The following is a 25,616-nucleotide window of genomic DNA, read 5'->3' as shown; positions in this document are numbered from 1 at the left end:
GCCCGGGCGGCTCGTTCGGGCGCGCGTCGAGTTGCGCGCGGCCGGGCGGCGCGGCGGCCCATGCGGCGATCTGGTCGGACAGCGCGGGACGCGCAGCCACCGCGCGGGCGATGTAGCGGGAATAGGACGGGCTGATCAGGGCGGAAGCGTCGGTCATCGAGAAGCGGGCCTGGCGGTAAGGCCCGCCGCGCCGGGAAACGCGTGCGCGCCCCGCTGCCGACAGGCCCCATGGACTCGGCGCGGTGTCGCGCGACGCACGTGCGCCGCCGCGAAACCGCGCGCCGGAAAGCCCGTGCCGAGCTGCCGCAACGGCCGCCGGCACGAACCCGTGTGATACATTTCAACGTCAGTCTGCAAAACTACCATATCGCCGCCCGTCCGCCGCATGTCCGACCGTCAGGAATCCGCCGTAGCTGCGCCCGAAGCGGGACCTCCGAAGCACGATCATCCGGTCCTGCGTCGCGTGTTCAGGGTGACGCTGGCGGTCGGGGTCGGCGCTTACTTCGTCGCGTCCGGCGCGTTCCTCGGGCTGCGCTACGTGCTGCTGCCGCGCATCGACGAATTCCGCCCGCGCATCGAGCGCGCGGTGTCCGACAAGCTTCACGCGCAGCTTTCGATCGGCAAACTGTCTCCGCACTGGTCCGGCATGCAGCCGGGCGTCGAGGTCGCCAACCTCACCATCCGTGGCCGTGATGGCCAGATCGCGTTGTCGGTCCCGCATGCGACCGCCGCACTGTCGTGGATGTCGCTGTTGCGGCTGTCGCCCGCGCTGTCGAGCCTGATCGTCGACCACCCCGATCTGGTGATCGCACGCGCGGCCGACGGCTCGCTGAGCGTCGCGGGCGTCGGCGTCGCGACCACCCACGGCGGCAACGACACCTTCGGCACGTGGCTGCTGAAACAGGAAGCGATCGTGCTGCGCAACGGCACCCTGCGCTGGCGCGACGCGCAGCACGACGCGCCGGAGCTCGCGCTATCGGGCATCCGGCTCGCGGTGCTCAACGACGGCCTCGTCCACAAGGCCGCGCTGCAGGCGCCCGCGAACGGCACGCTGCTGCTCGGCCCGCTCGATTTCCGCGCGCGCTTCAAGCACATGCGGCTCGCGCCGATCGGCAAGCCGTCGAACTGGACGGGCGACGCGTATCTGTCGACGGGGCCCGTCGACCTGCAAACGCTCGGCCGCTATCTCGACCTGCCGCTGACGGCCCATGCGGGCCGCATCGACAACGCGATCTGGGCGACCTTTCAGGACGGCCACCTGCGCTCGGCAGGCGGCGACCTGCAAGGCGCCGACGTCGTGCTGCAGGTGCGGCCGACCCAGCCGCGCCTCGACGTGCCGACGGTCGGTTTCGGCTGGGACATGGCACTCGACGCCGGCCGCGACTACACGCTGCACCTGACGCGCTTCAACGCGGAGCTCGGCCAGCCGCCGCTTCCGGACGGCACACCGCTCGCCCGCTCGCTCGCGCTGTCGACGCTGACCGCCCGCTATCGCGTGCCGACCGCCGACCAGGGGCAGTTGCTGAGCGTCGTGGGCGACCGCGTCGATCTCGGCATCCTCAGCGAGTTCATTCGCGGGCTGCCGCTGCCGGCGCGCCTGCGCAACGAGCTGATCAAGCTCGACCCGCGCGGGATGGTGTCGAACTATCAAATCAAGGTGGAACGCGCGAAGCCGGCGCGGGCCGACCTCGCCGACGAGGAGCGGCGCACCGGCGCGGCGCCGATCGTGCGCTACCGCTTTCTCGGCGACCTGCAGGGCATCAGCGTCGCCGCGCAGGAACCGCCGCCGGGGCTGTCCCCGCGCGGCCACCCGCGCGCCGGCTGGCCGGGCGTCGAGAACCTGTGGGGCCGCATCGATGCGAACGAGACGGGCGGCACCGCGCACTTCGACACGGTCAATGCGGCTGTCACGGTGCCCGGCGAATTCGACGAGCCGCGCCTGACTTTCGACCGGCTGCGCGGCAACGCGAAATGGGTCGTCACGCCGGCACCGGGCGACAAGCACGCGCGCGTCGACGTGACGCTGCCCGACCTGCTCGTCTCGAACCCCGATGCCGAGATCACGGTGTCGGGCACGTACACGAATCCCGGGCACGGGCGCGGCTCGCTCGACCTGCGCGCGGATTTCGCACGCGCGTCGGTCGCGCGCATTCCGCGCTATCTGCCGACCGGGATGTCCGATCACCTGCGCGACTATCTCGGCCATGCGTTGCAGGACGGCCAGGTGACCAAGGGCGCGTCGATCGTCGCCCGCGGCCCGCTCGACAAATTCCCGTTCGAACACGAGCCGGATGCAGGCGTGTTCCACATCGTCGCGCCGTTCACCGGCGGGCGCTTCGAGCCGACGCCCTACCCGCCGCGCAAGCTCGCGAACGGTACGCCGAGCGTCTGGCCGGCGCTCGACGGAATCGACGGCGTGTTCGAGCTCGCGCAGAACAAGCTGCACTTCGACATCGCGCGTGCGCACTACAAGCGCGTCGTGCTGACGAAAGTCATGGGCCGCATCGACGATCTCGGCAATCCGCCGAAGTCACCGCTCGTGATCGACGGCCACGCGCAAGGCCCGCTCGCCGACCTGATCGACTACGCGGACAACAGCTCGCTCGGCACGATGAGCGGGCACATCGGCCAGCGGATCGATGCGCAGGGCCCGGCGTCGCTCGCGCTGAAGATCACGATTCCGCAGCACGTACCGCATCCGCATACGCACGTCGAAGGCGCGCTCGCGTTCGGCGGCAACACGCTGTCGACCGACGGCGTGCCGCCGCTGTCCGCGCTGCGCGGCAGCGTGCGCTTCACCGAGGCCGGCGCATCGCTGCACGACCTGTCGGGGCGCTTCCTCGGCGGGCCGGTGCGGGCGAGCGGCAACTTCCGGTCGCATGGCCCGTATGCAGTGGACGTCGACGGCAAGCTCGCGCTCGACGCCGCGCGCGGCCTGAACCTGCGCGGCACGGCCGCGGCGCTGCTCGAGCATGTGGTCGGCGATGCGCCGTACCGGCTCGCCGTGCGCGGCGCGCCGGGCCGGCTGCCCGAAGTCACCGCCCATTCCGACCTGACGGGCGTCGCACTGAACTTCCCGGCGCCGTTCGAGAAACCGGCCGGCACGCCGATGCCGTTCCACTTCACGCTGCAGCCGGCGGCCCGGACGGACGGCAAGCGCCTCGAACACGCCGACCTGACGCTCGGCCCGGTGTCCGCGAGCTACCTGCTCGACGCGACGCCCGGCGAGCCGTTGCGCGCGGTGCGCGGCGCGATGGGCATCCACCGGATGCCCGACATGCCGCAGGATGGCGTGAGCGCGGCCGTCGACGTCAACGAGCTCGATGCCGACGCGTGGATCGCGCTGGCCCGCACGCTGCAGCCGGCTTCGACGCGCACGCCGCAGCCGCAGGACACCCCGCGCGTCGACTTCGCGAGCTTCACGCCCAAGCGCTTCGCGCTCCACTTCGGCACGCTGAAGCTGCTCAAGCGCAACTGGGAGAACGTGATCGTCGGCGCGTCGCACGTCGACGAGCTGTGGCAGGCGAACGTCGCGTCGAACCAGGTATCGGGCTATCTGTCGTGGGCGCCGGGCGGCGGCCACAACGGCGCGGGCGTGCTGAACGCGCGGCTCGCGAAGCTCGTGATTCCGCAAAGCGCGCAGCACGACCTCGTCGGCCGCGCGATGAACCTGCCGACGCCGACCGACCGACCGATGCCGTCGGTCGACCTGATCGTCGACCAGGTCGTCGCGCGCGATCACGACATCGGCCGGCTCGTCGTCAACGCACGCAACATCGACGAGGACGGCGCGCCGGTGTGGCAGCTCGACAAGCTCGAACTGGCGAACCCCGCCGCGAAGCTGACGGCAACCGGCAACTGGCGCACGTCGCGCCGCGCACTCGCCCGCGGCGTCGACGAAGCCGACGCGCCGCGACGCAGCGTGTTCGACTTCAAGCTCGACATCGGCAATGCAGGCGCGCTGCTCGACCGCGTCGGCCTGCCCCGCACGCTGGCGGACGGCCACGGCACGATAACGGGCAAGGTCGGCTGGCGCGGCGGCCCGACCGCGGTCGACTTCCCGTCGTTCGGCGGCCAGGTCGCGCTCGACCTCGAGCACGGCCAGATCCTGAAGGTCGATCCGGGCGCAGCGAAACTGCTCGGCGTGCTGAGCCTGCAAAGCCTCGCACGGTTCCTGACGCTGAATTTCCGCGACGTGGTCGGCAAGGGGCTGCCGTTCGACAAGATTACGGGCACAAGCCGGATTTCGAACGGCATCGCGCGCACCGACGACTTCTCGATGACGACGGCGCCGGCGAACGTGACGGTGCGCGGCGCGGTCGACCTCGGCACCGAGACGCAGGACCTGCACGCGCATGTCGCGCCGAAGATCGGCGCCGGCACGGCGGCGATCGCGGCCGCGATCATCAACCCGCTGCTCGGAGTCGGCGTGCTGGCCGCGAACTACGCGCTGTCGGAAACGCTGTCGCACGCGTTCGCGCTCGACTACTCGATCACCGGCTCGTGGGCGCATCCGCACATCGAGCGGGTGCAGGGCGATCAGGGTAAGATGAACCACGGGCCGGCCAATGCGGCGAGCCACTGATCCGCGCACGGTGCCGGGCCGCACCCCATTTATTACGCAATCGATCCTGCGATGACCGATCACACCCGTTCCGCCACGCCCTTGCGGGTCGCCGCGCTGCAGATGGTGAGCACGCCGGACGTCGCGAGCAATCTCGCAGAGGCACGCCGCCTGATCGCGGAAGCCGCCGGCGAAGGTGCGCAGCTCGTGCTGCTGCCCGAGTATTTCTGCTTCATGGGCCACCGCGACACCGACAAGCTCGCGCTCGCCGAAGCCTACCGCGACGGTCCGATCCAGCGCTTTCTCGCAGAGGCCGCGCAGCAACACGGCATCTGGGTGATCGGCGGCACATTGCCGCTGAAGGCGCCGGAGCCCGATCGCGTGCTGAACACCACGCTCGTGTTCGACCCGAGCGGCCACGAAGCGGCCCGCTACGACAAGATCCACCTGTTCAACTTCGAGAAAGGCGACGAATCGTTCGACGAAGCGCGCACGATCCGCGCGGGCAATACGGTCGTCGCGTTCGACGCGCCGTTCGGGCGGGTCGGCCTGTCGGTCTGTTACGATCTGCGCTTTCCGGAGCTGTACCGCAGGATGGGCGACTGCGCGCTGATCGTCGTGCCGTCGGCGTTTACGTATACGACGGGCCGCGCGCACTGGGAAATGCTGCTGCGCGCGCGGGCCGTCGAGAATCAATGCTACGTGCTGGCTGCCGCACAGGGCGGCAAGCACGAGAACGGCCGGCGCACCTGGGGCCACAGCATGCTGATCGACCCATGGGGCGAGATCGTCGCGGTTCGCGACGAGGGCGCGAGCGTCGTGACCGGCGTCATCGATCCGCAGCGCATCGCCGACGTGCGCCAGAGCCTGCCCGCGTGGCGGCATCGCGTGCTGGCCTGAACCGCCGGAGCGCCGCGGCGCTTGAAACGACGCCCGGCCAAACCCATCTGCCCAGAACGCACCCGACAACTTTTTGAGAACCCTCGATACCCGCATGAACATCATCGAACCCGGCATCCGCAACCTTGCGCTGGCGAAGGATATCCTCCTCACGCCGTACGGCCTCGACGAGAGCCTGCTCACGCGCACGATCGCCGACATCTTCACGCATCGCGTCGACTACGCGGACCTGTACTTCCAGGCGACCCGCAGCGAAGCGTGGAGCCTCGAGGAAGGCATCGTGAAGTCGGGCAGCTTCAGCATCGACCAGGGCGTCGGCGTGCGCGCGGTCGCAGGCGACCGCACCGCGTTCGCTTACTCGGACGACCTGTCGCCGGAAGCCATCGCCCAGGCGGCCGCGGCCACCAAGGCGATCGCGGCGGCCGGCGGCGGCCGCCAGAAGATCAAGGCGGCAACGTCGCTCAAGGGCATCTCGGGCCGCGACCTGTACCTGCCGTCCGATCCGCTCGCGTCGCTCGACGCGACGGCCAAGGTCAAGCTGCTCGAGCGCATCGAGAAGATGGCGCGCGGCCGCGACCCGCGCGTCACGCAGGTGATGGCGGGCCTCGCCGGCGAATACGACGTCGTGCTGGTCGCGCGCAGCGACGGTGCGCTGGCCGCCGACATCCGCCCGCTCGTGCGCGTGTCGGTCACGGTGATCGCAGAACAGAACGGCCGCCGCGAAATCGGCTCCGGCGGCGGCGGCGGCCGCTTCGACTACGGCTATTTCACCGACGAAGTGCTGTCGCGCTACGTCGACGACGCCGTGCACGCAGCGCTCGTCAACCTCGACGCCCGCCCCGCGCCGGCCGGTGCGATGACGGTGGTGCTCGGGCCGGGCTGGCCGGGCGTGCTGCTGCACGAGGCGATCGGCCACGGTCTCGAGGGCGACTTCAACCGCAAGGGTTCGTCGGCGTTCGCCGGCCGGATCGGCGAGCAGGTCGCAGCGAAGGGCGTGACGGTGGTCGACGACGGCACGCTGCCGAACCGCCGCGGCTCGCTGAACATCGACGACGAAGGCAACCCGACGCAGTGCACGACGCTGATCGAGGACGGCATCCTGAAGGGCTACATCCAGGACACGCTGAACGCGCGCCTGATGAAGATGCCCGTCACTGGCAACGCGCGGCGCGAGTCGTACGCGGCGCTGCCGATGCCGCGCATGACTAACACGTACATGCTGAACGGCGACAAGGATCCGCAGGAAATCATCGGGTCGGTGAAGAACGGCCTGTACGCGGTGAACTTCGGCGGCGGCCAGGTCGACATCACGAACGGCAAGTTCGTGTTCTCGGCCTCCGAGGCGTACATGATCGAAAACGGCAAGATCACCTACCCGGTGAAGGGCGCGACGCTGATCGGCAGCGGCCCGGAATCGCTGAAGTACGTGAGCATGATCGGCAACGACATGTCGCTCGACTCGGGCGTCGGCGTGTGCGGCAAGGAAGGCCAGAGCGTGCCCGTCGGCGTCGGCCAGCCGACCCTGCGGATCGACAAGATGACGGTCGGCGGTACGGCATAACCGCATCGCGACGCAGACAATCCGCGCATTTTGAATAAAACGCGCGGATTGTCCGCATTTTCGAGCAAACCTAGTTGCCAGCCGCGCGGCGACAGGGTATAAATTCCGAATCAACTTTTTTGACGAACCGAATCTCCGTCATGTCCGCCAAGTTTTATTTTTACTTTTTTTGGCATCTCAGACCGCTGGCGGATCGAGAGGGTTGATGGCGCGTAAAGCGCAACCGAAATTCCCGAAAAAACCGCCGGCGAACCCGGCGGTTTTTTTTCGCCCTTCGCCAGCCGGTCGCCGCCGCAGCGGATTCCGCGGCCCCGACCGAAACCACTGAATTGCCTGAATTGATGAATCTGCCGCACGCACATTGACCGAACGGCGCCCCGGAAAATTAGGAGAAACAGCATGCCCCCGCACAATACCGACGACGTCCGCATTCGCGAACTCAAGGAACTGACGCCGCCCGCCCACCTGATCCGCGAATTCGCGTGCTCCGAAGCCGCGTCCGAGCTGATCTACAACTCGCGCCAGTCGATGCACCGCATCCTGCACGGGATGGACGACCGGCTGATCGTCGTGATCGGGCCCTGCTCGATCCACGATACGAAGGCGGCGATCGAGTACGCGGGGCGGCTCGTGAAGGAGCGCGAACGCTTCAAGGGCGAGCTGGAAATCGTGATGCGCGTGTACTTCGAGAAGCCGCGCACGACGGTCGGCTGGAAGGGGCTCATCAACGATCCGCACCTGGACAACAGCTTCAAGATCAACGAAGGACTGCGCACCGCGCGCGAACTGCTGCTGCAGATCAACGAGATGGGGCTGCCGGCCGCGACCGAATACCTCGACATGATCAGCCCGCAGTACATCGCCGACCTGATCTCGTGGGGTGCGATCGGCGCGCGCACGACCGAGTCGCAGGTGCACCGCGAACTGGCATCGGGGCTGTCGTGCCCGGTCGGCTTCAAGAACGGCACCGACGGCAACGTGAAGATCGCGGTCGACGCGATCAAGGCCGCATCGCAGCCGCACCATTTCCTGTCGGTAACCAAGGGCGGTCACTCGGCGATCGTGTCGACGGCCGGCAACGAGGACTGCCACGTGATCCTGCGCGGCGGCAAGGCGCCCAACTACGACGCGGAAAGCGTGAACGCCGCATGCGCGGACATCGGCAAGGCCGGCCTCGCCGCGCGCCTGATGATCGACGCGAGCCACGCGAACAGCTCGAAGAAGCACGAGAACCAGATCCCCGTGTGCGCGGACATCGGCCGCCAGGTCGCGGCCGGCGACGCGCGCATCGTCGGCGTGATGATCGAGTCGCACCTGGTCGAGGGGCGTCAGGACCTGAAGGAAGGCTGCCCGCTGACCTACGGCCAGAGCATCACCGACGCGTGCATCGCGTGGGACGACAGCGTGAAGGTGCTCGAAGGCCTCGCGGAATCGGTGAAGGCGCGCCGCGTCGCGCGCGGCAGCGGGAACTGACGGACGCAAACAGGTTGGCCGCCTCGCGGCGGATTGGCCATGCGGCCAGCCTGCGGTCGTCGTTTCGGCCTGCTAGACTAGCTAACATCATTTAGCTAACCAAGAGTCGATCATGCCGATCGTCAACATGCACGACGCCAAGTCACGGCTCTCGAGCCTCGTCGAAGCGCTTGAATTGGGGCGAGAATCCGAAGTCGTGATCGCCCGCAATGGTCATCCGGTTGCCCGGATCGTTCCTTATGCCGCACCCAAGCGCATCGGTGCAGCCCGTCAGTTGCTTGCAGGGCTGAATATCCCGACCACCGTCGAGGCATTCAATACCGGCGATGAATCGATTGCCACCGACTTCGATGCCAGCTCGGAACAGGGGCTCGCACCGTGAAGCTGCTGCTCGATACGCACATCGCGCTATGGGCGGCTGAGGGTGCGCCTCAACTTTCGGCGACTGCGGCAGCATTGATCGAACATCCCGAAAACACGCTGTACGTCAGCGCTGCGTCCATCTGGGAAATCGCGATCGAATACCGCAACGGCAATCTGCCCGTCCATCCACGCGATGCGCGTTCGGCATTCCGCCTCGCAGGTTTTGCGGAATTGCCGATCAGCAGCGATCACGTCGAAGGTGTCGCCGCACTACCCGATTTTCCGGATCATGCCGATCCGTTCGACCGCGTGATGGTCGCGCAGGCACTCCATGAAGGCATGCCGCTCGTCAGCGCCGATCCCAAAGTGTGGCGCTATCACGCCACGCTGATGCTGCGCGCCTGATGCCCTGCCCCCGGCATCAAGCAAAGCCCGGTTCGCGCCGGGCTTTGCTCGCAGGCCGGAAAACAATCGTCAGGCCATCACTCGAGCGCGCCCGAGCCGAAGATCTCGGTATTGATGCGCTCCGGCGCAACGCCGAGCGCGGCCAGCGCGTCACGTTGCGCCTTCATGAACGCGATCGGGCCGCAGATGTAGTAGTCGGCGTCCGGCACCAGCGCGTATTCCTGCACGCGTTCCGGCGTCAGGCGCCCTTCCAGATCGTGGTCGATGCCGACGCGGTCGTTCGGGCCGACCAGTTCGTACAGCACCGTGCGCTTGACGTTCGCATGCTCGCGCGCCGTGTCGTTCAGCCAGTCGCGGAACGCATGCACCGCGCCCGAACGGCATGCGTGGACGAACCTCACTTCACGCTTGCTGCCTTCCACAACCAGCGTCGACGCCATCGACATCATCGGCGTGATGCCCACGCCGCCCGAGATCAATACCACCGGCGTATCGGCATCGCGCTTCAGCGAGAAGTCGCCCATCGGCGCCGTCACTTCGACGATCGCGCCCTCTTCGACGCCGTCATGCATCAGCGTCGACACCTTGCCGGCCGGCACCGCTTCGGCGTTGCCCGATTCGCGCTTCACCGAGATGCGCAGCCACTCGCCGTGCGGCGCGTCGGACAGGCTGTACTGGCGCGGCTGGTCGACACCCAGGTCGCCGACGAAGCGCTTCACCGAGACGTACTGACCAGGTTCGAACTTCGGCGCGTCGCCGCCGTCGGCGGGCGTCAGGTAGAACGACGTGATCTCGTCGCTTTCACGCGCCTTGCGCGCGACCTTGAACGGACGAAAGCCGCTCCATGCCGCGTTCGCGTACAGGTCGGCTTCGGCGCCGATCATGATCTGCGCGAGCTGGCCGTATGCGACGCGCCATGCTTCGAGCGTTTCCGCGTCGACCGCGTCGCCGAGCACCTCGACGATCGACGCGAGCAGGTTCTCGCCGACGATCGGGTAATGCTCCGGGCGGATGTTGAGGCTCGCGTGCTTGTGCGAGATGCGCGACACCGCGCCGCCCAGCACGCCGAGGTTGTCGATGTTCGCTGCATAGGCGTAGACGGCCTTCGCGAGCGTTTCGGGCTGGCTGCCGGTCTTCTGGTGCGTCTGGTTGAACAGGTTCTTCAGTTCCGGATGACGCGCGAACATGCGCTGGTAGAAATGCTTCGTGATCGTCGCACCGTGCTCGGCGAGGACGGGGGCGGTGGCCTTCACACGGGCCATCTGGTCAGCGGTGATATGGGTCATGTTCGTTCTCCGTTAAACATGCACATACGATACATGTTTAACGATCGACGCTCCTCGGGCAAATTGTCGCAGTGCGGAAAAGCGACACCGCGCGTCAGCGCACGCGTCCGCGCTCCCACAGCACGTCCGAGCCGCCACCCGCGCGGTTCAGCACGCGCGCCAGCACGAACAGCAGATCCGACAGCCGGTTCACGTAACGCCGCGGCGCATCATTGAGCGTGTCGGTGCGACCGAGCGCGACGATCGAGCGCTCCGCGCGGCGGCACACCGTCCGGCACACGTGCGCGAGCGACGCCGCGCGCGAGCCGGCCGGCAGGATGAATTCCTTCAGCGGCGGCAGCGTCGCGTTGTAGTCGGCCAGCCACCGGTCGAGGCGTGCGAGGTGCGTGTCGTCCAGCACCGTATGGCCGGGAATGCACAGCTCGCCGCCCAGATCGAACAGGTCGTGCTGGATCGTGACGAGCGCCGTGCGCACGTCGTCCGGCAGCGGCTCGGCGAGCAGCACGCCGAGGTTCGAGTTCAGTTCGTCGACGTCGCCGATCGCGGCGATCCGCGCGTTGTCCTTGCCGATGCGGCGCCCGTCGCCGAGGCCGGTGGTGCCATCGTCGCCCGTGCGCGTGGCGATCTTGCTCAAGCGGTTGCCCATGCGAATGTCCTCTCGTGCGCGGCCGCGATGCGGCCCGGTTGCGTTGGAACGCGATTATCGCAGCCCGCGGCGGGGGCCGCAGCGGACGTTGCAGCGTAGAATGAGCCGACGCCGCGTCGCTGCGGCATCCGTCATACAAGCGATCGATGTGCGGGATCGGGCATGGCAACCGACGCCGGGTCCGGTCGATCGGCATGGGCGCGTGGCCGGCGCAACAGCGCCAACCGCGCCCCGCCAAGGAGACATACGTGAATCATCCCGCCACGCCGGCCGCCACGCGCCGCCCTCCCGCCCGCGATGCTCGATGCTGCGCGCCGCCTTCGGCGATGCGTCGACCGCCGACGCCGTGCGCGCCCATCACGGCCGCGACGAATCGCCGTTCGATCCGCAACTGCCCGACGCCGTCGTGTTCGCGCACAGCGCCGATGAAATCCAGCAGGTCGTGTCGCTGTGCGCGCTCTACGGCGTGCCGCTGATCCCGTACGGCGCCGGCTCGTCGCTCGAAGGCCACCTGCTCGCCGTGCGCGGCGGCGTGTCGCTCGACCTGTCGGAGATGAACCGCGTGCTGTCGATCAACGCCGAAGACCTGACCGTGACGGTCGAACCGGGCATCACGCGCAAGGCGCTCAACGAGGCGCTGCGCGACACCGGCCTGTTCTTTCCGATCGATCCGGGCGCCGACGCCAGCATCGGCGGGATGACCGCGACCCGAGCATCGGGCACCAACGCCGTGCGCTACGGGACGATGCGCGAGAACGTGCTCGGGCTGACCGCCGTGCTCGCCGACGGCCGCGTCGTGAAGACGGGTTCGCGCGCGCGCAAGTCGTCGGCCGGCTACGACCTCACGCGCCTGTTCGTCGGCTCCGAGGGCACGCTCGGCGTGATCGCCGAGATCACGCTGCGCCTGCATCCGCTGCCCGAAGCCGTATCGGCCGCGATCTGCACGTTCCCGACGATGGGCGACGCGGTGCGCACCGTGATCGAGACGATCCAGATCGGGGTGCCGATCGCGCGCGTCGAATTCGTCGACTCGCTCGCCGTGCGCTCGATCAACCGCCACTCTAACCTCACGCTCACCGAAGCGCCGACGCTGTTCTTCGAATTCCACGGCACCGAAGCCGGCGTGAAGGAACAGGCCGAGCTCGTACAGGCGCTCGCGGGCCAGAACAACGGCCAGGGCTTCGAATGGGCGACCCGCCCCGAAGATCGCACGCGGCTCTGGGCCGCGCGTCACAACGCGTATTTCGCGATGCTGCAGCTCAAACCCGGCTGCCGCGCGGTGACGACCGACGTGTGCGTGCCGATTTCGCAGCTCGCCGCGTGCGTCGAGGAGACCGAAGCCGACCTGCGCGCATCGTCGCTGCCCTGCCCGATCGTCGGCCACGTCGGCGACGGCAATTTCCACGTCGCGATCCTGATCGATCCCGACAAACCCGAGGAAATCGACGAAGCCGAACGCATCAACGACCGGATCGTCGAGCGCGCGCTGCGTCTGGGCGGCACCTGTACGGGCGAACACGGCGTCGGGCTGCACAAGATGCGCTTCCTGCCGAAGGAGCACGGCGACAACGCGATCGACGTCATGCGCGCGATCAAGCTCGCGCTCGATCCGCGCAATCTGATGAATCCCGGCAAGATCTTCACGTGTTGAGATGGCAGCGCAGCGTGACGCTGCGCTTCCCGCAGGAGACCCCATGAACGCTTCCGTCGAACTGTCGAGCGCGACGCGCGCGCAGCGCCAGCGCGAAGTCGTGCAGGCGCTGATGGCCGTGCTGCCGACGCATTGCCTGCTGTATCGCGACGAAGACACCGCGCCGTACGAATGCGACGGCCTGTCCGCCTACCGCCGGCTACCGCTCGCGGTCGCGCTGCCGGAAACCGAATCGCAGGTGCAGCGGATCGTGCAGATCTGCCGCCGAATGGAAGTGCCGATCGTGCCGCGCGGCGCGGGCACGAGCCTGTCGGGCGGCGCGCTACCGATCGCGAACGGCGTCGTGCTGTCGCTTGCGCGCTTCACGCGCATCGTCGAAGTCGACCCGTACGCACGCACGGCGACCGTGCAGCCCGGCGTGCGCAACCTCGCGATTTCGGAAGCCTCCGCACCTTACGGGCTGTACTACGCGCCCGATCCGTCGTCGCAGATCGCCTGCACGATCGGCGGCAACGTCGCGGAAAATTCCGGCGGCGTGCACTGCCTGAAATACGGGCTGACCGTGCACAACGTGATGCGCGTGCGCGCGGTCACGATCGACGGCGAGATCGTCGAATTCGGCTCGCTCGGGCTCGACATGCCGGGCCTCGACCTGCTCGCGGTGATGATCGGCAGCGAAGGGATGTTCGCGATCGTCACCGAAGTGACGGTGAAGCTGATCCCGAAGCCGCAGACCGCGCAACTCGTGATGGCGAGCTTCGACGACGTCGTCAAGGGCGGCGAGGCGGTCGCCGCGATCATCGCGTCGGGCATCATCCCGGCCGGGCTCGAAATGATGGACAAGCCGGCCACCCAGGCGGTCGAGGCGTTCACGCACGCGGGCTACGACCTCGACGCGAAGGCGATCCTGCTATGCGAATCGGACGGCACGCCGGAAGAAGTCGCCGAAGAGATCGTCCGCATGACGGCCGTGCTGCGCGAGCACGGCGCGACGCGCATCCAGGTGTCGCGCAACGAAAGCGAGCGGCTGCGCTACTGGTCGGGCCGCAAGAACGCGTTCCCAGCCGCCGGGCGCATTTCCGCCGACTATTACTGCATGGACGGCACCGTGCCGCGTCGCGCGATCGGCCCGCTGCTCGCGCGCATCGAACAGCTCGAAACGCGCTACGGGCTGCGCTGCATCAACGTGTTCCACGCGGGCGACGGCAACATGCATCCGCTGATCCTCTACAACGCGAACGACCCGGACGAGCTGCACCGCGCCGAGCAGTTCGGCGCCGAAATCCTCGAATGCTGCGTGGAATTCGGCGGCAGCGTGACGGGCGAGCACGGCGTCGGCATCGAAAAGCTCAATTCGATGTGCGTACAGTTCTCGCCGCAGGAGCGCGACGCGTTCTTCGCGGTCAAGCGCGCCTTCGATCCGGCCGGGCTGCTCAATCCCGACAAGGGGATCCCGACTCGCGCGCGCTGCGCCGAATATGGCCGGCAGCACGTGCGCGGCGGACTGCTGCCGCATCCGGACCTGCCGCGCTTCTGAGCGCCCCCGAACCCGTCGCTTCGCGCCGGGCGCCCGAGGGGACTTCCTTCGGGGCCGAAAGCTTTGAGGGCGGCCCGGTGTTTTCCTGAGAGCGCCGCGCGGTGCGCGGGCCGCGACGTACCGCCCTGCCCGCGCCGGCCGTGCGCGCAGCGGCGGCTGCATGCCTTCGTTATACGGAGCTTAGGGATAGTCGCGATGTGCATTCGCGCCACCCCGGTACAATCGACCGGACAACAACGAGGCAGCAACAGAACATGGAAGAGGACGACATCGTCGCCGGATGGGCCGAGCGCATCCGGGCGGCCAGTGCCGACGGCCGGCCGCTGCGGATTCGCGGCGGCGGCACCAAGGACTGGTACGGCCAGGCGCTGGACGGCGAAATACTCGACACGCGTGCGTTTCAGGGCATCGTGTCGTACGACCCGGCCGAACTCGTCGTCACGGTCCGCGCGGGCACGCCGCTCGCGCAGCTTGAAACCGTCCTCGCCGAGTGCGGCCAGATGCTGCCGTTCGAGCCGCCGCACTTCGGCCGCGCGGCCACCGTCGGCGGCTGCGTCGCGGCCGGCCTCGCGGGTCCGCGCCGCGCGACCTGCGGCGCACCGCGCGATTTCGTGCTCGGCGTCACGCTGATGAACGGGCGCGGCGAACTGCTGCGCTTCGGCGGACAAGTCGTGAAAAACGTCGCCGGCTACGACGTATCGCGGCTGATGGCCGGCTCGCTCGGCACGCTCGGGCTGATGCTCGACCTGTCGATCAAGGTGCTGCCGGTGCCGGTCGCCGAAGTCACGCTGAAGTTCGAGATGACCGCGACCGATGCGGTGCGCAAGCTCAACGAATGGGGTGGGCATCCGCTGCCCGTGAGCGCGAGCGGCTGGCGCAACGGCACCCTCGTGCTGCGCCTGTCGGGTGCCGAGGCCGCCGTGAAATCCGCGAAGACGCTGCTCGGCGGCGAAGTCGTCGACGCGGTCGAGGCCGAGCGTTTCTGGGCCGGCCTGCGCGAACACACCGACCCGTTCTTCAACGGCATTCCGCCCGGCTACGCGCTGTGGCGCCTGTCGCTGCCGTCGATCACCGAACCGATGCACCTGCCCGGCACCCAGCTGATGGAATGGGGCGGCGCGCAGCGCTGGTGGATCACCGACGCCGATGCGCAGACGGTGCGCATGAGCGCGAAGCAGGCCGGCGGCCATGCGACGCTGTTCCGCGCCGGCGATTCGTATGACCGTAGCGCGGGCGTGTTCACGCCGCTGCCCGCGCCGCTGATGAAAATCCATCGCGGACTGAAAGCCGCGTTCGATCCCGCGCGCATCTTCAACCGCAGCCGGCTTTACCCGGATCTCTGAGCCCTGAGCGATGCAAACCAACCTCGCCGATTTCATCCGCAACACGCCCGACGGCGACGAGGCCGACGCGATCCTGCGCAAGTGCGTGCATTGCGGATTCTGCACCGCGACGTGCCCGACCTACCAGTTGCTCGGCGACGAACTCGACGGCCCGCGCGGGCGCATCTACCTGATCAAGCAGATGGTCGAAGGCGCGCCCGTCACGCGCAGCACGCAGCAGCACCTCGATCGCTGCCTCACGTGTCGCAGCTGCGAGACGACCTGCCCGTCGGGCGTCCAGTACGGCCGCCTCGTCGAGATCGGCCGCAAGCACGTCGAGGCGCAGGTCGAGCGCCCCGTGCAGCAGCGGCTCGTGCGCCGCGTGCTCGCGAGCCTCGTGCCGAACGCAGCGCTGTTCTCCCCCGTGATGCGGCTCGGCCAGCACGTGCGGCCGCTGCTGCCGAAACGGCTACGCGACAAGGTGCCGCCGCGCACGCGGCTGCTCGAATGGCCGCAGCGCACGCATCCGCGCAAGATGCTGATGCTCGGCGGCTGCGTACAGCCGTCGATGCTGCCGAACATCAACATCGCGACCGCGCGCGTGCTCGATGCACTCGGCGTCGAGACGATCGTCGCGCCCGACGCGGGCTGCTGCGGCGCGATCCGCCTGCACCTGAACTATCACGACGAAGCGCTCGCCGACGCGCGTCGCAACATCGACGCGTGGTGGCCGCATGTCGAGCAAGGCGCCGAGGCGATCGTGATGAACGCATCGGGCTGCGGCGCGACGGTGCTCGAATACGCGCACCTGCTGCGCGACGATCCGGCCTACGCTGAGAAGGCGCAGCGCATCGTCGCGCTCACGCGCGACATCTCGGACGTGCTGCTGGCGTTCGAGGCCGAGATCGCGACGCTCGCGCGGCGCCGCGCGATCCACACCGTTGCGTACCACCCGCCGTGCACGCTGCAACACGGCCAGCAGTCGCGCGGCAAGGTCGAGCGCCTGCTCGAGACGCTCGGCATCGATGTGCGGCTGCCGGCCGACAGCCATCTGTGCTGCGGTTCCGCGGGCACGTATTCGCTGACCCAGCCATCGCTGTCGTACCGGCTGCGCAAGCAGAAGCTGCTGAAGCTCCAGGCGCTCGAGCCGCAGATGATCGTGTCTGGCAACATCGGCTGCATCGCGCACCTGCAAAGCGGCACGCAGATTCCGGTCGCGCACTGGATCCAGCTCGTCGAGCATCTGCTGTACGGCTAGCGCGGACGGCCGGCCCCGCCGGGCGCCCCGTCCGTATAATGGTCGGATCGATGCGGTGCGTGCCGTGCCGCATTCGCTTCCCGTGCCAGCCTCCGTGTCCGTCATGCCCGATTTCGCCGCCCGTCTCGAATCCGTTCATCGCCGCATCGCCGACGCCGCCCGCGCGGCCGGCCGCGATCCCGCCACCGTCTCGCTGCTCGCCGTATCGAAGACGTTTCCCGCCGACGACGTGCGCGCCGCGCATGCGGCCGGACAACGCGCGTTCGGCGAGAACTACGTGCAGGAATCGATCGACAAGATCGACGCGCTCGCCGACCTGCGCGCCGCACTCGAATGGCATTTCATCGGGCCGCTGCAATCGAACAAGACGCGCCCCGTAGCCGAGCGCTTCGACTGGGTTCATTCGGTCGACCGGCTGAAGATCGCGCAGCGCCTCGCCGAACAGCGCCCCGCTCACCTGCCGCCGCTGAACGTGTGCGTGCAGGTGAACATCAGCGGCGAGGCGTCGAAGAGCGGCGTCGCGCCGGCCGAGGTCGCCGACGTCGCGCGCGCGGTCGCCGCGCTGCCAACCTTGCGCCTGCGCGGCCTGATGGCGATTCCCGAACCGGCGGGCGACACCGACGCGCAACGCGCGCCGCATCGCGCGCTGCGCGCGCTGTTCGACACGCTGCGCGCCGACGGGCTGCCGCTCGATACGTTGTCGATGGGCATGTCCGCCGATCTCGAAGCGGCCGTGCTCGAAGGCGCGACGATCGTGCGCGTGGGCACCGCGATCTTCGGCGCGCGCGACTATTCGCACTGAACCCCACGCTCTTTTCCGTTCACCTACTCGCTCAATTCGACATCATGAAAATCGCATTCATCGGCGGCGGCAACATGGCCGCGGCCCTGATCGGCGGCCTGATCAAACGCGGTGTGGCCGCTGACGGCCTGTATGCCATCGACGTCAACGAAGACGTCCGCGCGCGCGCCGCGCAGCAATTCGGCATCCGCACCGGCGCGGCCGTCGACGCGACGCTCGCGGAGTACGACGCGATCGTGCTCGCGGTGAAGCCGCAAGTGCTGAAGGACGTCGCGCAGGCGCTCGCACCGCATCTGAAGTCGCAGCTCGTGATCAGCATCGCAGCCGGCATCCGCGCCACCGATCTCGCCCGCTGGCTCGGCGACTACGCCCGCGTCGTGCGCACGATGCCGAACACGCCCGCGCTGGTCGGCATGGGCGTGACGGGTCTCGCCGCGCTGCCGGGCGTCGACCCGGCCGGTCGCGAACTCGCATCGAACGTGCTCGGCGCGGTCGGCGAGATCGTATGGTTCGACGACGAAGCGCAACTCGACGCGGTCACGGCGATCTCGGGCAGCGGCCCGGCCTACGTGTTCTATTTCATCGAAGCGCTGCAGGAAGCCGCACGCCGTCTCGGCATGAACGACGAACAGGGCCGCGCGCTCGCGGTCGCGACGTTCACGGGCGCCGCGCAACTCGCCGCGCAATCGGGCGAACCGGCGAGCGTGCTGCGCGAGCGCGTGACGTCGAAGGGCGGCACGACGGCCGCCGCGCTCGCATCGTTCGATGCGCAGGGCGTGAAGGAAGCGATCGTGCGCGGCGCGCTCGCAGCCGAAGCGCGCGCGAAGGAAATGGGCGACGAACTCGGTCGCGCATAAGCGTTACGACGTCCGCCGGGCTCGCCCGGCAGCGCCAACAAAAAAGCAGCCTTGGGCTGCTTTTTTGTTGGCTGCGCGCGGCGCGGGGCCGCGTCAGTTGCCTGCCATGCCCGTCAGCAGGTAATGCGCGGCGATTCCCGCGAACAGCGCGCCGCCGAGCCAGTTGTTGTGCCGGAATGCCGCGAAGCACGGCATCCGCTCGCGGTCCTTGATCAGCGTGTAGTGATACAGCGCGCAGCCGACCGCCGCGGCCCAGCCGGCCCAGTACGCGAGCCCGAAGCCGAGCGTCACGCCGATCCACACGTAGATGCCGAGCGTCGCCGCATAGCAGGCCATCACGGCCACGACGTCGAAGCGGCCGAACGTCAGCGCGGACGTGCGAATGCCGATCTTGATGTCGTCGTCGCGATCGACCATCGCGTATTCGGTGTCGTACGCGACCGACCAGAAAATGTTCGCGATCAGCATCACCCACGCAAGCGTGGGCACCGTGTCCTGCACGGCCGCGAACGCCATCGGAATGCCGAAGCCGAACGCGATGCCGAGATACGCCTGGGGAATCGCGAAGAAGCGCTTCATGAACGGATACGAGCCGGCGACGAACAGCGCGACCACCGACAGCTCTTTCGTCAGCGTATTGAGCGGCAGGATCAGCAGGAACGCGATGAACGACAGCACCACCGCGATCGCGACGGCTTCCCATGCGCGAATCTTGCCCGACGTCAGCGGCCGGTCGGCCGTGCGCTTCACGTGGCGGTCGAAATCGCGGTCGGCGTAATCGTTCATCGCGCAGCCGGCCGAGCGCATCAGCAGCGTGCCGAGTGCGAAGATCACGAGCAGCGACCAGCGCGGATGGCCGTCCGACGCGATCCACAGTGCGTTGAGCGTCGGCCACAGCAGCAGCAGGCTGCCGATCGGCTTGTCCATCCGGACGAGCCGCAGGTACAGGGGGAAGCGGGCAAGCATGGTGAAGCACCGGGAAGATAATCCCGGCATTTTAGAGCCGAGCGGTGGTTCGCGTCATGTCGACACGGCTCGCGCCCGGTTGCCGCCGGGCCCGCATGAGCCGCCGGAGGCCCGGTGAGACCCCTTGAGACCCATTGGAGTCCCTTGAAGCCGCCGCGCGCGGACCGTCCGCGGTACGGGTCGATCAAGGGACAGATGGCCTGCGGCGCAGCGTGTGCGCGGCCGGAATGCAAGCCGGCCCGGGCTTGAGTGTTGAAGGGGCCCGCGCCGCGCCGTCCGGCCGCGCATCGCGGTCGGACGGCGCGGGCTTACGCGAGCAGCGACCGCAGCATCCACGCGGTCTTTTCATGCGTCTGCAGGCGCTGCGTCAGCAGGTCGGCGGTCGGCTCGTCGCTCGCCGCGTCGGCGACCGGGAAGATTTCGCGCGCGGTGCGCACGACCGTCTCGTGCCCTTCGACGAGCTGGCGGATCATCTCTTCGGCTGCCGGTACGCCGTTCGCTTCCGGCACCGACGACAGCTTCGCGAAATCCGCGAACGTGCCGGGTGCAACGACGCCGAGCGTGCGAATGCGCTCCGCGACCAGATCGACCGCGAGCCACAGTTCGTTGTACTGCTCTTCGAACATCAGGTGCAGCGTGTTGAACATCGGACCCGTGACGTTCCAGTGAAAATTGTGGGTCTTCAGGTACAGCGAAAACGTATCGGCCAGCAGGCGCGACAGGCCGTCCGCGATCTTCCTGCGGTCCTTGTCGCTGATGCCGATGTTGATCTGCGTTGCGTTGCCTTTCTTGGCCATCTTCGGGACTCCTCATTCGAAATGTTGAACCGGCGAAAATGCGTCGAGCAATCCGCGTGCCGCGTCGCGCGGCATTCGTTCGCGACTTGCCAGTCCGGCGTGGCGAGCCGGCGGGGCGATCGCCGCGCTCAGCCGCCGGAAAGCGGCGCAATCGCGTGCAGCGCCTGCGCAATCAGCTCCGCGGCGCCGCCGATGACGATCGCGAAACCGACGATGCGCCGCGCCAGCTCACCCGGGGATCGCAGGATGGGCGCCGCAGCCGCGGCACGCATGTGCAGCATCATTTGCGTCATGGTCGTCACTCCTTCAAGAAACAGTGGAAGAAAAAACGGCCGGTCGTGCGACCGGCCGTTTCACGTTACAACGTGACTGCACTACCGCATCGCGACATTCACGCGAGGTCGAAGCGGTCGAGGTTCATCACCTTGTTCCAGGCCGCGACGAAATCGCGCACGAACTTCTCGTTCGCGTCCGCGCTGCCGTACACCTCGGCGAGCGCACGCAGCTGCGAGTGCGAGCCGAAGATCAGGTCGACGCGCGTGCCGGTCCACTTCACCTGACCCGTCGCGCGGTCGCGCCCCTCGAACACGTCGTTCGCGGCCGACACCGGCTTCCACTCCGTACCCATGTCGAGCAGGTTCACGAAGAAGTCGTTGGTCAGCGCGCCCGGACGATCGGTGAACACGCCATGCTTCGATTCGCCGACGTTCGCGCCGAGCACACGCAGGCCACCGACGAGCACCGTCAGCTCCGGCCCGCTCAGCGTCAGCAACTGCGCCTTGTCGACCAGCAACGCTTCGGCCGGGGTCTTGTACGCGTGCTTCAGGTAGTTGCGGAAACCGTCCGCCACCGGCTCGAGCACGGCCATCGCTTCGACGTCGGTCTGCTCCTGCGATGCGTCCGTCCGGCCCGCTGCGAACGGCACCGTCACCGCGACGCCCGCGTGCTTCGCGCCCTGTTCGACACCGGCCGCACCGGCCAGCACGATCAGGTCGGCGAGCGACACCTTCTTGCCGCCCGTCTGCGCGTCGTTGAACGCTTTCTGCACGCCTTCGAGCTTCTCGAGCACCGTCGCGAGCTGCGCGGGCTGGTTCACTTCCCAGTCCTTCTGCGGCGCGAGGCGGATGCGCGCACCGTTCGCGCCGCCGCGCTTGTCCGAACCGCGGAACGTCGAGGCCGACGCCCACGCGGTCGACACGAGCTGCGACACGGTCAGCCCCGTCGCGAGAATCTGCGCCTTCAGCGCCGCGACGTCGGCATCATCGATCAGCTTGTGGTCGACGGCCGGGACCGGGTCTTGCCACAGCAGATGCTCGGCCGGCACTTCCGGGCCGAGATAACGCGTACGCGGACCCATGTCGCGGTGCGTGAGCTTGAACCAGGCGCGCGCGAACGCATCGGCGAACTCGGCCGGGTTCTCGTAGAAGCGGCGCGAGATCTTCTCGTAGGCCGGGTCGAAACGCAGCGACAGGTCGGTCGTCAACATCGTCGGGCGATGCTTCTTCGACGAATCGAACGCATCCGGAATCACCTCGTCGGCGCCCTTCGCGACCCACTGGTGCGCGCCGGCCGGGCTCTTCGTCAGTTCCCATTCGTAGCTGAACAGGTGCTTGAAGAAGTCGTTGCTCCACTTCGTCGGCGTCGACGTCCACGTGACTTCGAGACCGCTCGTGATCGCGTCCTTGCCCTTGCCCGTGCCAAACGTGCTCTTCCAGCCGAGACCCTGCTCTTCGAGGCCTGCGGCTTCCGGCTCGGGGCCGACGTTCGACGCCGGACCGGCGCCGTGCGTCTTGCCGAACGTATGGCCGCCCGCGATCAGCGCGACCGTCTCTTCGTCGTTCATCGCCATCCGCGCAAACGTCTCGCGGATGTCGCGCGCCGCGGCGACCGGGTCGGGATTGCCGTCCGGGCCTTCCGGGTTCACGTAAATGAGGCCCATCTGCACGGCGGCGAGCGGGTTTTCGAGATTGCGGTCGCCGGAGTAACGGCTGTTCGGGCCGCCGCTCAGTTCCAGCCAGATCTTTTCCGAACCCCAGTAGACGTCGTCCGGCTCCCACGTGTCGACGCGGCCGCCTGCGTAACCGAAGGTCTTGAAGCCCATCGATTCGAGCGCGACGTTGCCGGTCAGGATCAGCAGGTCGGCCCACGAGATGTTGCGGCCGTACTTCTGCTTGATCGGCCACAGCAGCCGGCGCGCCTTGTCGAGGCTCACGTTGTCCGGCCAGCTGTTGAGCGGCGCGAAGCGCTGTTGCCCGCCGCCCGCGCCGCCGCGGCCGTCGGCGATCCGGTACGTGCCGGCGCTGTGCCATGCCATGCGGACGAACAGGCCGCCGTAGTGGCCGAAGTCGGCCGGCCACCAGTCCTGCGACGTAGTCATCAGCGCATGCAGATCCCGCTTCACCGCCGCAAGGTCCAGCTTCTTGAACGCCTCGGCGTAGTCGAAATCCTTGTCCATCGGGTCGGACAACGCCGAATGCCGGTGCAGGATGTTCAGGTTCAGCTGATTCGGCCACCAGTCCTGATTCGACGTGCCGCCGGCCGCCGTATGGTTGAACGGACATTTCGATTCGGTCGACATGCTTTTTCTCCTTTGCTTGCTCGTAGGCCCCGACGTGCCGTGGCACGGTTCGTGGAGCATTGCGGGGGTGAAACGGAACAGGTTGGTCCTGTCGTGCTACGGGGTGTCAGGCGCGGCCTTCGGTGCGGGTTTCGTGACTTCGGACATGCAAGGCTCCCTCATGGCTGGATCGCGGGTGAATCGGGGGAACACGGGACCGGCGTGCGGCGGCACTCATCCGCCATACACACGATCCGCCAGATACGCGAACGCAATCGGGCGCAGGCTGCGGGCCGCGGCCCTGGCTCGATTTACGACCTCGTCGCGCGACGGGATGTTCCGCTGCGCGTGCTGCAATACCGACCGCATCATGACATCCTCCTTTGACGCTTGCATTCAGCGTGCGGATCGGCCTTCGCTGCAACGCCGATCCATATGGAAGATTCTATGTTCATCTATCGAATATTTGAATTTAATTAATTTCATCTATGCGATAGGGAAAAATAAACGGGGTCGCAAGACCCCGTTCACCGGCCGGCCTTGGTACTCGCCGTGCCCGGTCAGTTCATCGTCGCCGGCATGTCGAGCTTCGCGACGCCCGGCAGATCGCACGCGGCGATCGCCTCGCTGATCGCGTCGATCGCCGGCATCCGCGTGAAGCTCTTGCGCCAAACCAGCACGACCCGGCGATCGGGCACCGGTTCGTTGAACGGCACGTACGACAGCAGCTCGGCATCGGGGCCGTTCGCGCGCGGGCCGATCTCGGCGACCGACATGCGCGGCAGCACCGTGATGCCGACGCCGCTCGCGACCATGTGGCGAATCGTCTCGAGCGACGAGCCTTCGAAGGTCTTCTGGATGCCGTCGGCCGTCTGCGAGAAACGCATCAACTCCGGGCACACGCCGAGCACGTGATCGCGGAAGCAGTGGCCGTTGCCGAGCAGCAGCATGGTTTCCTGCTTCAGATCCTCGGCGTCGATCTCCTCGCGCTTCTCCCACGGATGTCCTGCCGGCAGCGCGACGACAAACGGCTCGTCGTACAGCGGCCGCACCATCAGGCCGGTTTCGGGGAACGGCAGCGCCATGATCGCGGCGTCGATCTCGCCCTGCTTCAGCAGTTCGAGCAGCTTCAGCGTGTAGTTCTCCTGCAGCATCAACGGCATCTGCGGCACACGCTGGATCATCTGCTTGACGAGCGTCGGCAGCAGGTACGGCCCGATCGTATAGATCACGCCGAGACGGAACGGGCCGACGAGCGGATCCTTGCCCTGCTTCGCGATCTCCTTGATCGCGAAGGTCTGCTCGAGCACGCGCTGCGCCTGGGTGACGATCTGGTCGCCGATCGGCGTCACGCTCACCTCGCTCGCGCCGCGCTCGAAAATCTGCACGTTGAGCTCGTCTTCCAGCTTCTTGATCGCCACCGAAAGCGTCGGCTGGCTCACGAAGCATGCTTCGGCCGCGCGGCCGAAATGCCGCTCGCGCGCGACCGCGACGATGTATTTCAATTCAGTCAGCGTCATTGTGGGTCAATCAGAGATATACAGGCGATAGGTTTAATTTATACACCTACTGACACCGGTTCGCCAAGTTTCTCTGCATCGGGATACGCCCGCCGGCGGCGCAGATCCGACCCTGAATGGGCGAATCAGGCCTTCAGATACTGCTCGCGCGCGCCGAGCCAGCGCGCGAGATGCTGCGTGACGATGTCGGGATACGCGGCAATCAGCCGCGACGCGGCATCGCGGGCCGGGTCGATCAGCCAGCCATCGGTTTCGAGGTTCGCGAAGCGCAGCATCGCCGCGCCCGACTGGCGCGCGCCGAGGAATTCGCCGGGGCCGCGGATTTCGAGGTCGCGCCGCGCGATCTCGAAGCCGTCGGTCGTCTCGCGCATCGTCTTCAGCCGTTCGCGGCCCGTGAGCGACAGCGGACCGGTGTACAGCAGCACGCACACCGACGCCGCGGTACCGCGCCCGACGCGGCCGCGCAACTGGTGCAACTGCGCGAGGCCGAAGCGCTCCGCGTGCTCGATCACCATCAACGATGCGTTCGGCACGTCGACGCCGACTTCGATCACGGTCGTCGCGACCAGCAGCTGGACCTCGTTGCGCGTGAACGCTTCCATCACCGCCGCCTTGTCGGCCGGCGACAAGCGGCCGTGCACGAGGCCGACCTTCAGTTCGGGCAGTGCGGCGGCCAGCGTCTCGTAGGTCTCGACGGCGGTCTGCAACTGCAGCGTCTCGCTCTCCTCGATCAGCGGACACACCCAGTACACCTGGCGGCCGGTCAGCGCGGCTTCGCGCACGCGGGCGATCACCTCTTCGCGCCGCGCGTCGCCGACGAGGCGCGTCAGCACCGGCGTGCGGCCCGGCGGCAGCTCGTCGATCGTCGACACCTCGAGATCCGCGTAATACGTCATCGCGAGCGTGCGCGGGATCGGCGTGGCCGACATCATCAACTGGTGCGGCTGGAAATCGCGTGCGCCGTTGGCCGCATTCGCCGCCTTCGCACGCAGCGCGAGACGCTGCTCGACGCCGAAACGATGCTGCTCGTCGACGATCACGAGGCCGAGCCGCGCGAATTCGACGGTGTCCTGGATGATCGCGTGCGTGCCGATCACGAGCTGGGCGGTGCCGAGCGCCGCGGCCTCGATCGCCGCGCGCTTGTCCTTCGC

The 25,616-nt window shown here is 67.7% G+C and carries 21 protein-coding genes; 12 read left to right on the top strand and 9 right to left on the bottom strand.

Going from position 1 to position 25,616, the window contains the following annotated elements:
• Positions 1 to 385 precede the first annotated feature (385 nt).
• The 3 genes from J7024_RS08930 to tldD all read left to right on the top strand — a co-directional run bounded on the left by J7024_RS08930 (position 386) and on the right by tldD (position 7,025).
• Positions 386 to 4,585 (top strand): YhdP family phospholipid transporter, encoded by a 4,200-nt coding sequence (locus tag J7024_RS08930; RefSeq protein ID WP_234744984.1) that lies wholly within the window; start codon positions 386 to 388, stop codon positions 4,583 to 4,585.
• A gap of 51 nt (positions 4,586 to 4,636) precedes the next feature.
• Positions 4,637 to 5,464 carry a carbon-nitrogen hydrolase family protein gene (locus tag J7024_RS08925; protein ID WP_124827080.1) on the top strand — a complete coding sequence of 276 codons (828 nt, stop codon included), beginning with the start codon at positions 4,637 to 4,639 and terminating at the stop codon, positions 5,462 to 5,464.
• Positions 5,465 to 5,558: 94 nt separating this feature from the next.
• Positions 5,559 to 7,025 carry a metalloprotease TldD gene (gene tldD / locus J7024_RS08920; protein ID WP_124827081.1) on the top strand — a complete coding sequence of 489 codons (1,467 nt, stop codon included), beginning with the start codon at positions 5,559 to 5,561 and terminating at the stop codon, positions 7,023 to 7,025.
• Between the two features lie 110 nt (positions 7,026 to 7,135).
• On the opposite strand, the gene J7024_RS08915 is transcribed toward tldD, so the two are convergent.
• Complete coding sequence (locus J7024_RS08915; RefSeq protein ID WP_175750738.1) at positions 7,136 to 7,381, bottom strand: hypothetical protein; 246 nt, start codon at positions 7,379 to 7,381, stop codon at positions 7,136 to 7,138.
• Positions 7,382 to 7,424: 43 nt separating this feature from the next.
• Between J7024_RS08915 and aroG the strand changes: the two genes are divergently transcribed.
• From aroG to J7024_RS08900, 3 genes are all read left to right on the top strand, one after another.
• On the top strand, positions 7,425 to 8,498 hold the full coding sequence (gene aroG, locus J7024_RS08910; RefSeq protein WP_124827082.1) for a 3-deoxy-7-phosphoheptulonate synthase AroG: 1,074 nt from the start codon (positions 7,425 to 7,427) through the stop codon (positions 8,496 to 8,498).
• A gap of 112 nt (positions 8,499 to 8,610) precedes the next feature.
• Positions 8,611 to 8,880, top strand: a complete 270-nt coding sequence (locus J7024_RS08905; RefSeq protein WP_124827083.1) for a type II toxin-antitoxin system Phd/YefM family antitoxin — start codon at positions 8,611 to 8,613, stop codon at positions 8,878 to 8,880.
• Positions 8,877 to 9,266 (top strand): type II toxin-antitoxin system VapC family toxin, encoded by a 390-nt coding sequence (locus J7024_RS08900; RefSeq protein WP_175750739.1) that lies wholly within the window; start codon positions 8,877 to 8,879, stop codon positions 9,264 to 9,266. The genes J7024_RS08905 and J7024_RS08900 overlap by 4 nt, the downstream gene beginning before the upstream one ends.
• A 77-nt stretch (positions 9,267 to 9,343) precedes the next feature.
• On the opposite strand, the gene hmpA is transcribed toward J7024_RS08900, so the two are convergent.
• Together hmpA and J7024_RS08890 are read right to left on the bottom strand one after the other, a co-directional pair.
• Positions 9,344 to 10,552 carry an NO-inducible flavohemoprotein gene (hmpA, locus tag J7024_RS08895; RefSeq protein ID WP_124827085.1) on the bottom strand — a complete coding sequence of 403 codons (1,209 nt, stop codon included), beginning with the start codon at positions 10,550 to 10,552 and terminating at the stop codon, positions 9,344 to 9,346.
• A gap of 94 nt (positions 10,553 to 10,646) precedes the next feature.
• Entirely contained in the window at positions 10,647 to 11,198 is a 552-nt protein-coding gene (locus tag J7024_RS08890; RefSeq protein ID WP_124827086.1) for a cob(I)yrinic acid a,c-diamide adenosyltransferase, read from the bottom strand.
• 304 nt (positions 11,199 to 11,502) lie between these two features.
• Here J7024_RS08890 and J7024_RS08885 point away from each other — a divergent pair, with 304 nt between their 5' ends.
• The 6 genes from J7024_RS08885 to proC all read left to right on the top strand — a co-directional run bounded on the left by J7024_RS08885 (position 11,503) and on the right by proC (position 18,625).
• The gene (locus tag J7024_RS08885) at positions 11,503 to 12,849 is read left to right on the top strand and encodes an FAD-binding oxidoreductase (protein ID WP_327796257.1); all 1,347 of its coding nucleotides are present in this window, start codon (positions 11,503 to 11,505) and stop codon (positions 12,847 to 12,849) included.
• Positions 12,850 to 12,892: 43 nt separating this feature from the next.
• On the top strand, positions 12,893 to 14,386 hold the full coding sequence (locus J7024_RS08880) for an FAD-linked oxidase C-terminal domain-containing protein (protein WP_124827088.1): 1,494 nt from the start codon (positions 12,893 to 12,895) through the stop codon (positions 14,384 to 14,386).
• Positions 14,387 to 14,640: 254 nt separating this feature from the next.
• On the top strand, positions 14,641 to 15,729 hold the full coding sequence (gene glcE, locus J7024_RS08875) for a glycolate oxidase subunit GlcE (protein WP_124827089.1): 1,089 nt from the start codon (positions 14,641 to 14,643) through the stop codon (positions 15,727 to 15,729).
• A gap of 10 nt (positions 15,730 to 15,739) precedes the next feature.
• A complete protein-coding gene (gene glcF / locus J7024_RS08870; protein WP_124827090.1) occupies positions 15,740 to 16,966 on the top strand; it encodes a glycolate oxidase subunit GlcF in 1,227 nt (408 codons plus the stop codon).
• A 103-nt stretch (positions 16,967 to 17,069) separates the two neighbouring features.
• Positions 17,070 to 17,768: a YggS family pyridoxal phosphate-dependent enzyme gene (locus J7024_RS08865; protein WP_124827091.1), complete on the top strand. Its 699-nt coding sequence runs from the start codon at positions 17,070 to 17,072 to the stop codon at positions 17,766 to 17,768.
• 44 nt (positions 17,769 to 17,812) lie between these two features.
• Positions 17,813 to 18,625 (top strand): pyrroline-5-carboxylate reductase, encoded by an 813-nt coding sequence (gene proC / locus J7024_RS08860; protein ID WP_124827092.1) that lies wholly within the window; start codon positions 17,813 to 17,815, stop codon positions 18,623 to 18,625.
• A 93-nt stretch (positions 18,626 to 18,718) separates the two neighbouring features.
• On the opposite strand, the gene ubiA is transcribed toward proC, so the two are convergent.
• From ubiA to J7024_RS08830, 6 genes are all read right to left on the bottom strand, one after another.
• Positions 18,719 to 19,591: a 4-hydroxybenzoate octaprenyltransferase gene (ubiA, locus tag J7024_RS08855; RefSeq protein ID WP_124827093.1), complete on the bottom strand. Its 873-nt coding sequence runs from the start codon at positions 19,589 to 19,591 to the stop codon at positions 18,719 to 18,721.
• A gap of 308 nt (positions 19,592 to 19,899) precedes the next feature.
• Complete coding sequence (gene dpsA / locus J7024_RS08850) at positions 19,900 to 20,388, bottom strand: non-specific DNA-binding protein DpsA (protein WP_124827094.1); 489 nt, start codon at positions 20,386 to 20,388, stop codon at positions 19,900 to 19,902.
• 128 nt (positions 20,389 to 20,516) lie between these two features.
• Positions 20,517 to 20,681: a hypothetical protein gene (locus J7024_RS08845; protein WP_175760807.1), complete on the bottom strand. Its 165-nt coding sequence runs from the start codon at positions 20,679 to 20,681 to the stop codon at positions 20,517 to 20,519.
• A gap of 98 nt (positions 20,682 to 20,779) precedes the next feature.
• Entirely contained in the window at positions 20,780 to 22,966 is a 2,187-nt protein-coding gene (katG, locus tag J7024_RS08840; protein ID WP_175750743.1) for a catalase/peroxidase HPI, read from the bottom strand.
• Between the two features lie 539 nt (positions 22,967 to 23,505).
• Positions 23,506 to 24,465 (bottom strand): hydrogen peroxide-inducible genes activator, encoded by a 960-nt coding sequence (locus tag J7024_RS08835; RefSeq protein ID WP_096505078.1) that lies wholly within the window; start codon positions 24,463 to 24,465, stop codon positions 23,506 to 23,508.
• 125 nt (positions 24,466 to 24,590) lie between these two features.
• A partial coding sequence (locus J7024_RS08830; RefSeq protein ID WP_234744983.1) for an ATP-dependent DNA helicase RecG occupies positions 24,591 to 25,616 on the bottom strand: 1,026 nt, incomplete at its 5' end.

The organism is Burkholderia sp. WTPI3 (assembly GCF_021483755.1).
GTDB lineage: Bacteria > Pseudomonadota > Gammaproteobacteria > Burkholderiales > Burkholderiaceae > Burkholderia.
This window is presented reverse-complemented; position numbering and strand designations above follow the sequence as displayed.

Bases quoted from the DNA above. Each gene is read 5' to 3' on its own strand.
- katG (WP_175750743.1), bottom strand. From the start codon at position 22,966: ATGTCGACCGAATCGAAATGTCCGTTCAACCATACGGCGGCCGGCGGC.
- tldD (WP_124827081.1), top strand. From the start codon at position 5,559: ATGAACATCATCGAACCCGGCATCCGCAACCTTGCGCTGGCGAAGGAT.
- J7024_RS08930 (WP_234744984.1), top strand. From the start codon at position 386: ATGTCCGACCGTCAGGAATCCGCCGTAGCTGCGCCCGAAGCGGGACCT.
- J7024_RS08890 (WP_124827086.1), bottom strand. From the start codon at position 11,198: ATGGGCAACCGCTTGAGCAAGATCGCCACGCGCACGGGCGACGATGGC.
- J7024_RS08865 (WP_124827091.1), top strand. From the start codon at position 17,070: ATGCCCGATTTCGCCGCCCGTCTCGAATCCGTTCATCGCCGCATCGCC.
- J7024_RS08845 (WP_175760807.1), bottom strand. From the start codon at position 20,681: ATGACGCAAATGATGCTGCACATGCGTGCCGCGGCTGCGGCGCCCATC.
- J7024_RS08885 (WP_327796257.1), top strand. From the start codon at position 11,503: ATGCTGCGCGCCGCCTTCGGCGATGCGTCGACCGCCGACGCCGTGCGC.
- proC (WP_124827092.1), top strand. From the start codon at position 17,813: ATGAAAATCGCATTCATCGGCGGCGGCAACATGGCCGCGGCCCTGATC.
- hmpA (WP_124827085.1), bottom strand. From the start codon at position 10,552: ATGACCCATATCACCGCTGACCAGATGGCCCGTGTGAAGGCCACCGCC.
- ubiA (WP_124827093.1), bottom strand. From the start codon at position 19,591: ATGCTTGCCCGCTTCCCCCTGTACCTGCGGCTCGTCCGGATGGACAAG.
- dpsA (WP_124827094.1), bottom strand. From the start codon at position 20,388: ATGGCCAAGAAAGGCAACGCAACGCAGATCAACATCGGCATCAGCGAC.
- aroG (WP_124827082.1), top strand. From the start codon at position 7,425: ATGCCCCCGCACAATACCGACGACGTCCGCATTCGCGAACTCAAGGAA.
- J7024_RS08925 (WP_124827080.1), top strand. From the start codon at position 4,637: ATGACCGATCACACCCGTTCCGCCACGCCCTTGCGGGTCGCCGCGCTG.
- J7024_RS08880 (WP_124827088.1), top strand. From the start codon at position 12,893: ATGAACGCTTCCGTCGAACTGTCGAGCGCGACGCGCGCGCAGCGCCAG.
- J7024_RS08835 (WP_096505078.1), bottom strand. From the start codon at position 24,465: ATGACGCTGACTGAATTGAAATACATCGTCGCGGTCGCGCGCGAGCGG.
- glcF (WP_124827090.1), top strand. From the start codon at position 15,740: ATGCAAACCAACCTCGCCGATTTCATCCGCAACACGCCCGACGGCGAC.
- J7024_RS08905 (WP_124827083.1), top strand. From the start codon at position 8,611: ATGCCGATCGTCAACATGCACGACGCCAAGTCACGGCTCTCGAGCCTC.
- glcE (WP_124827089.1), top strand. From the start codon at position 14,641: ATGGAAGAGGACGACATCGTCGCCGGATGGGCCGAGCGCATCCGGGCG.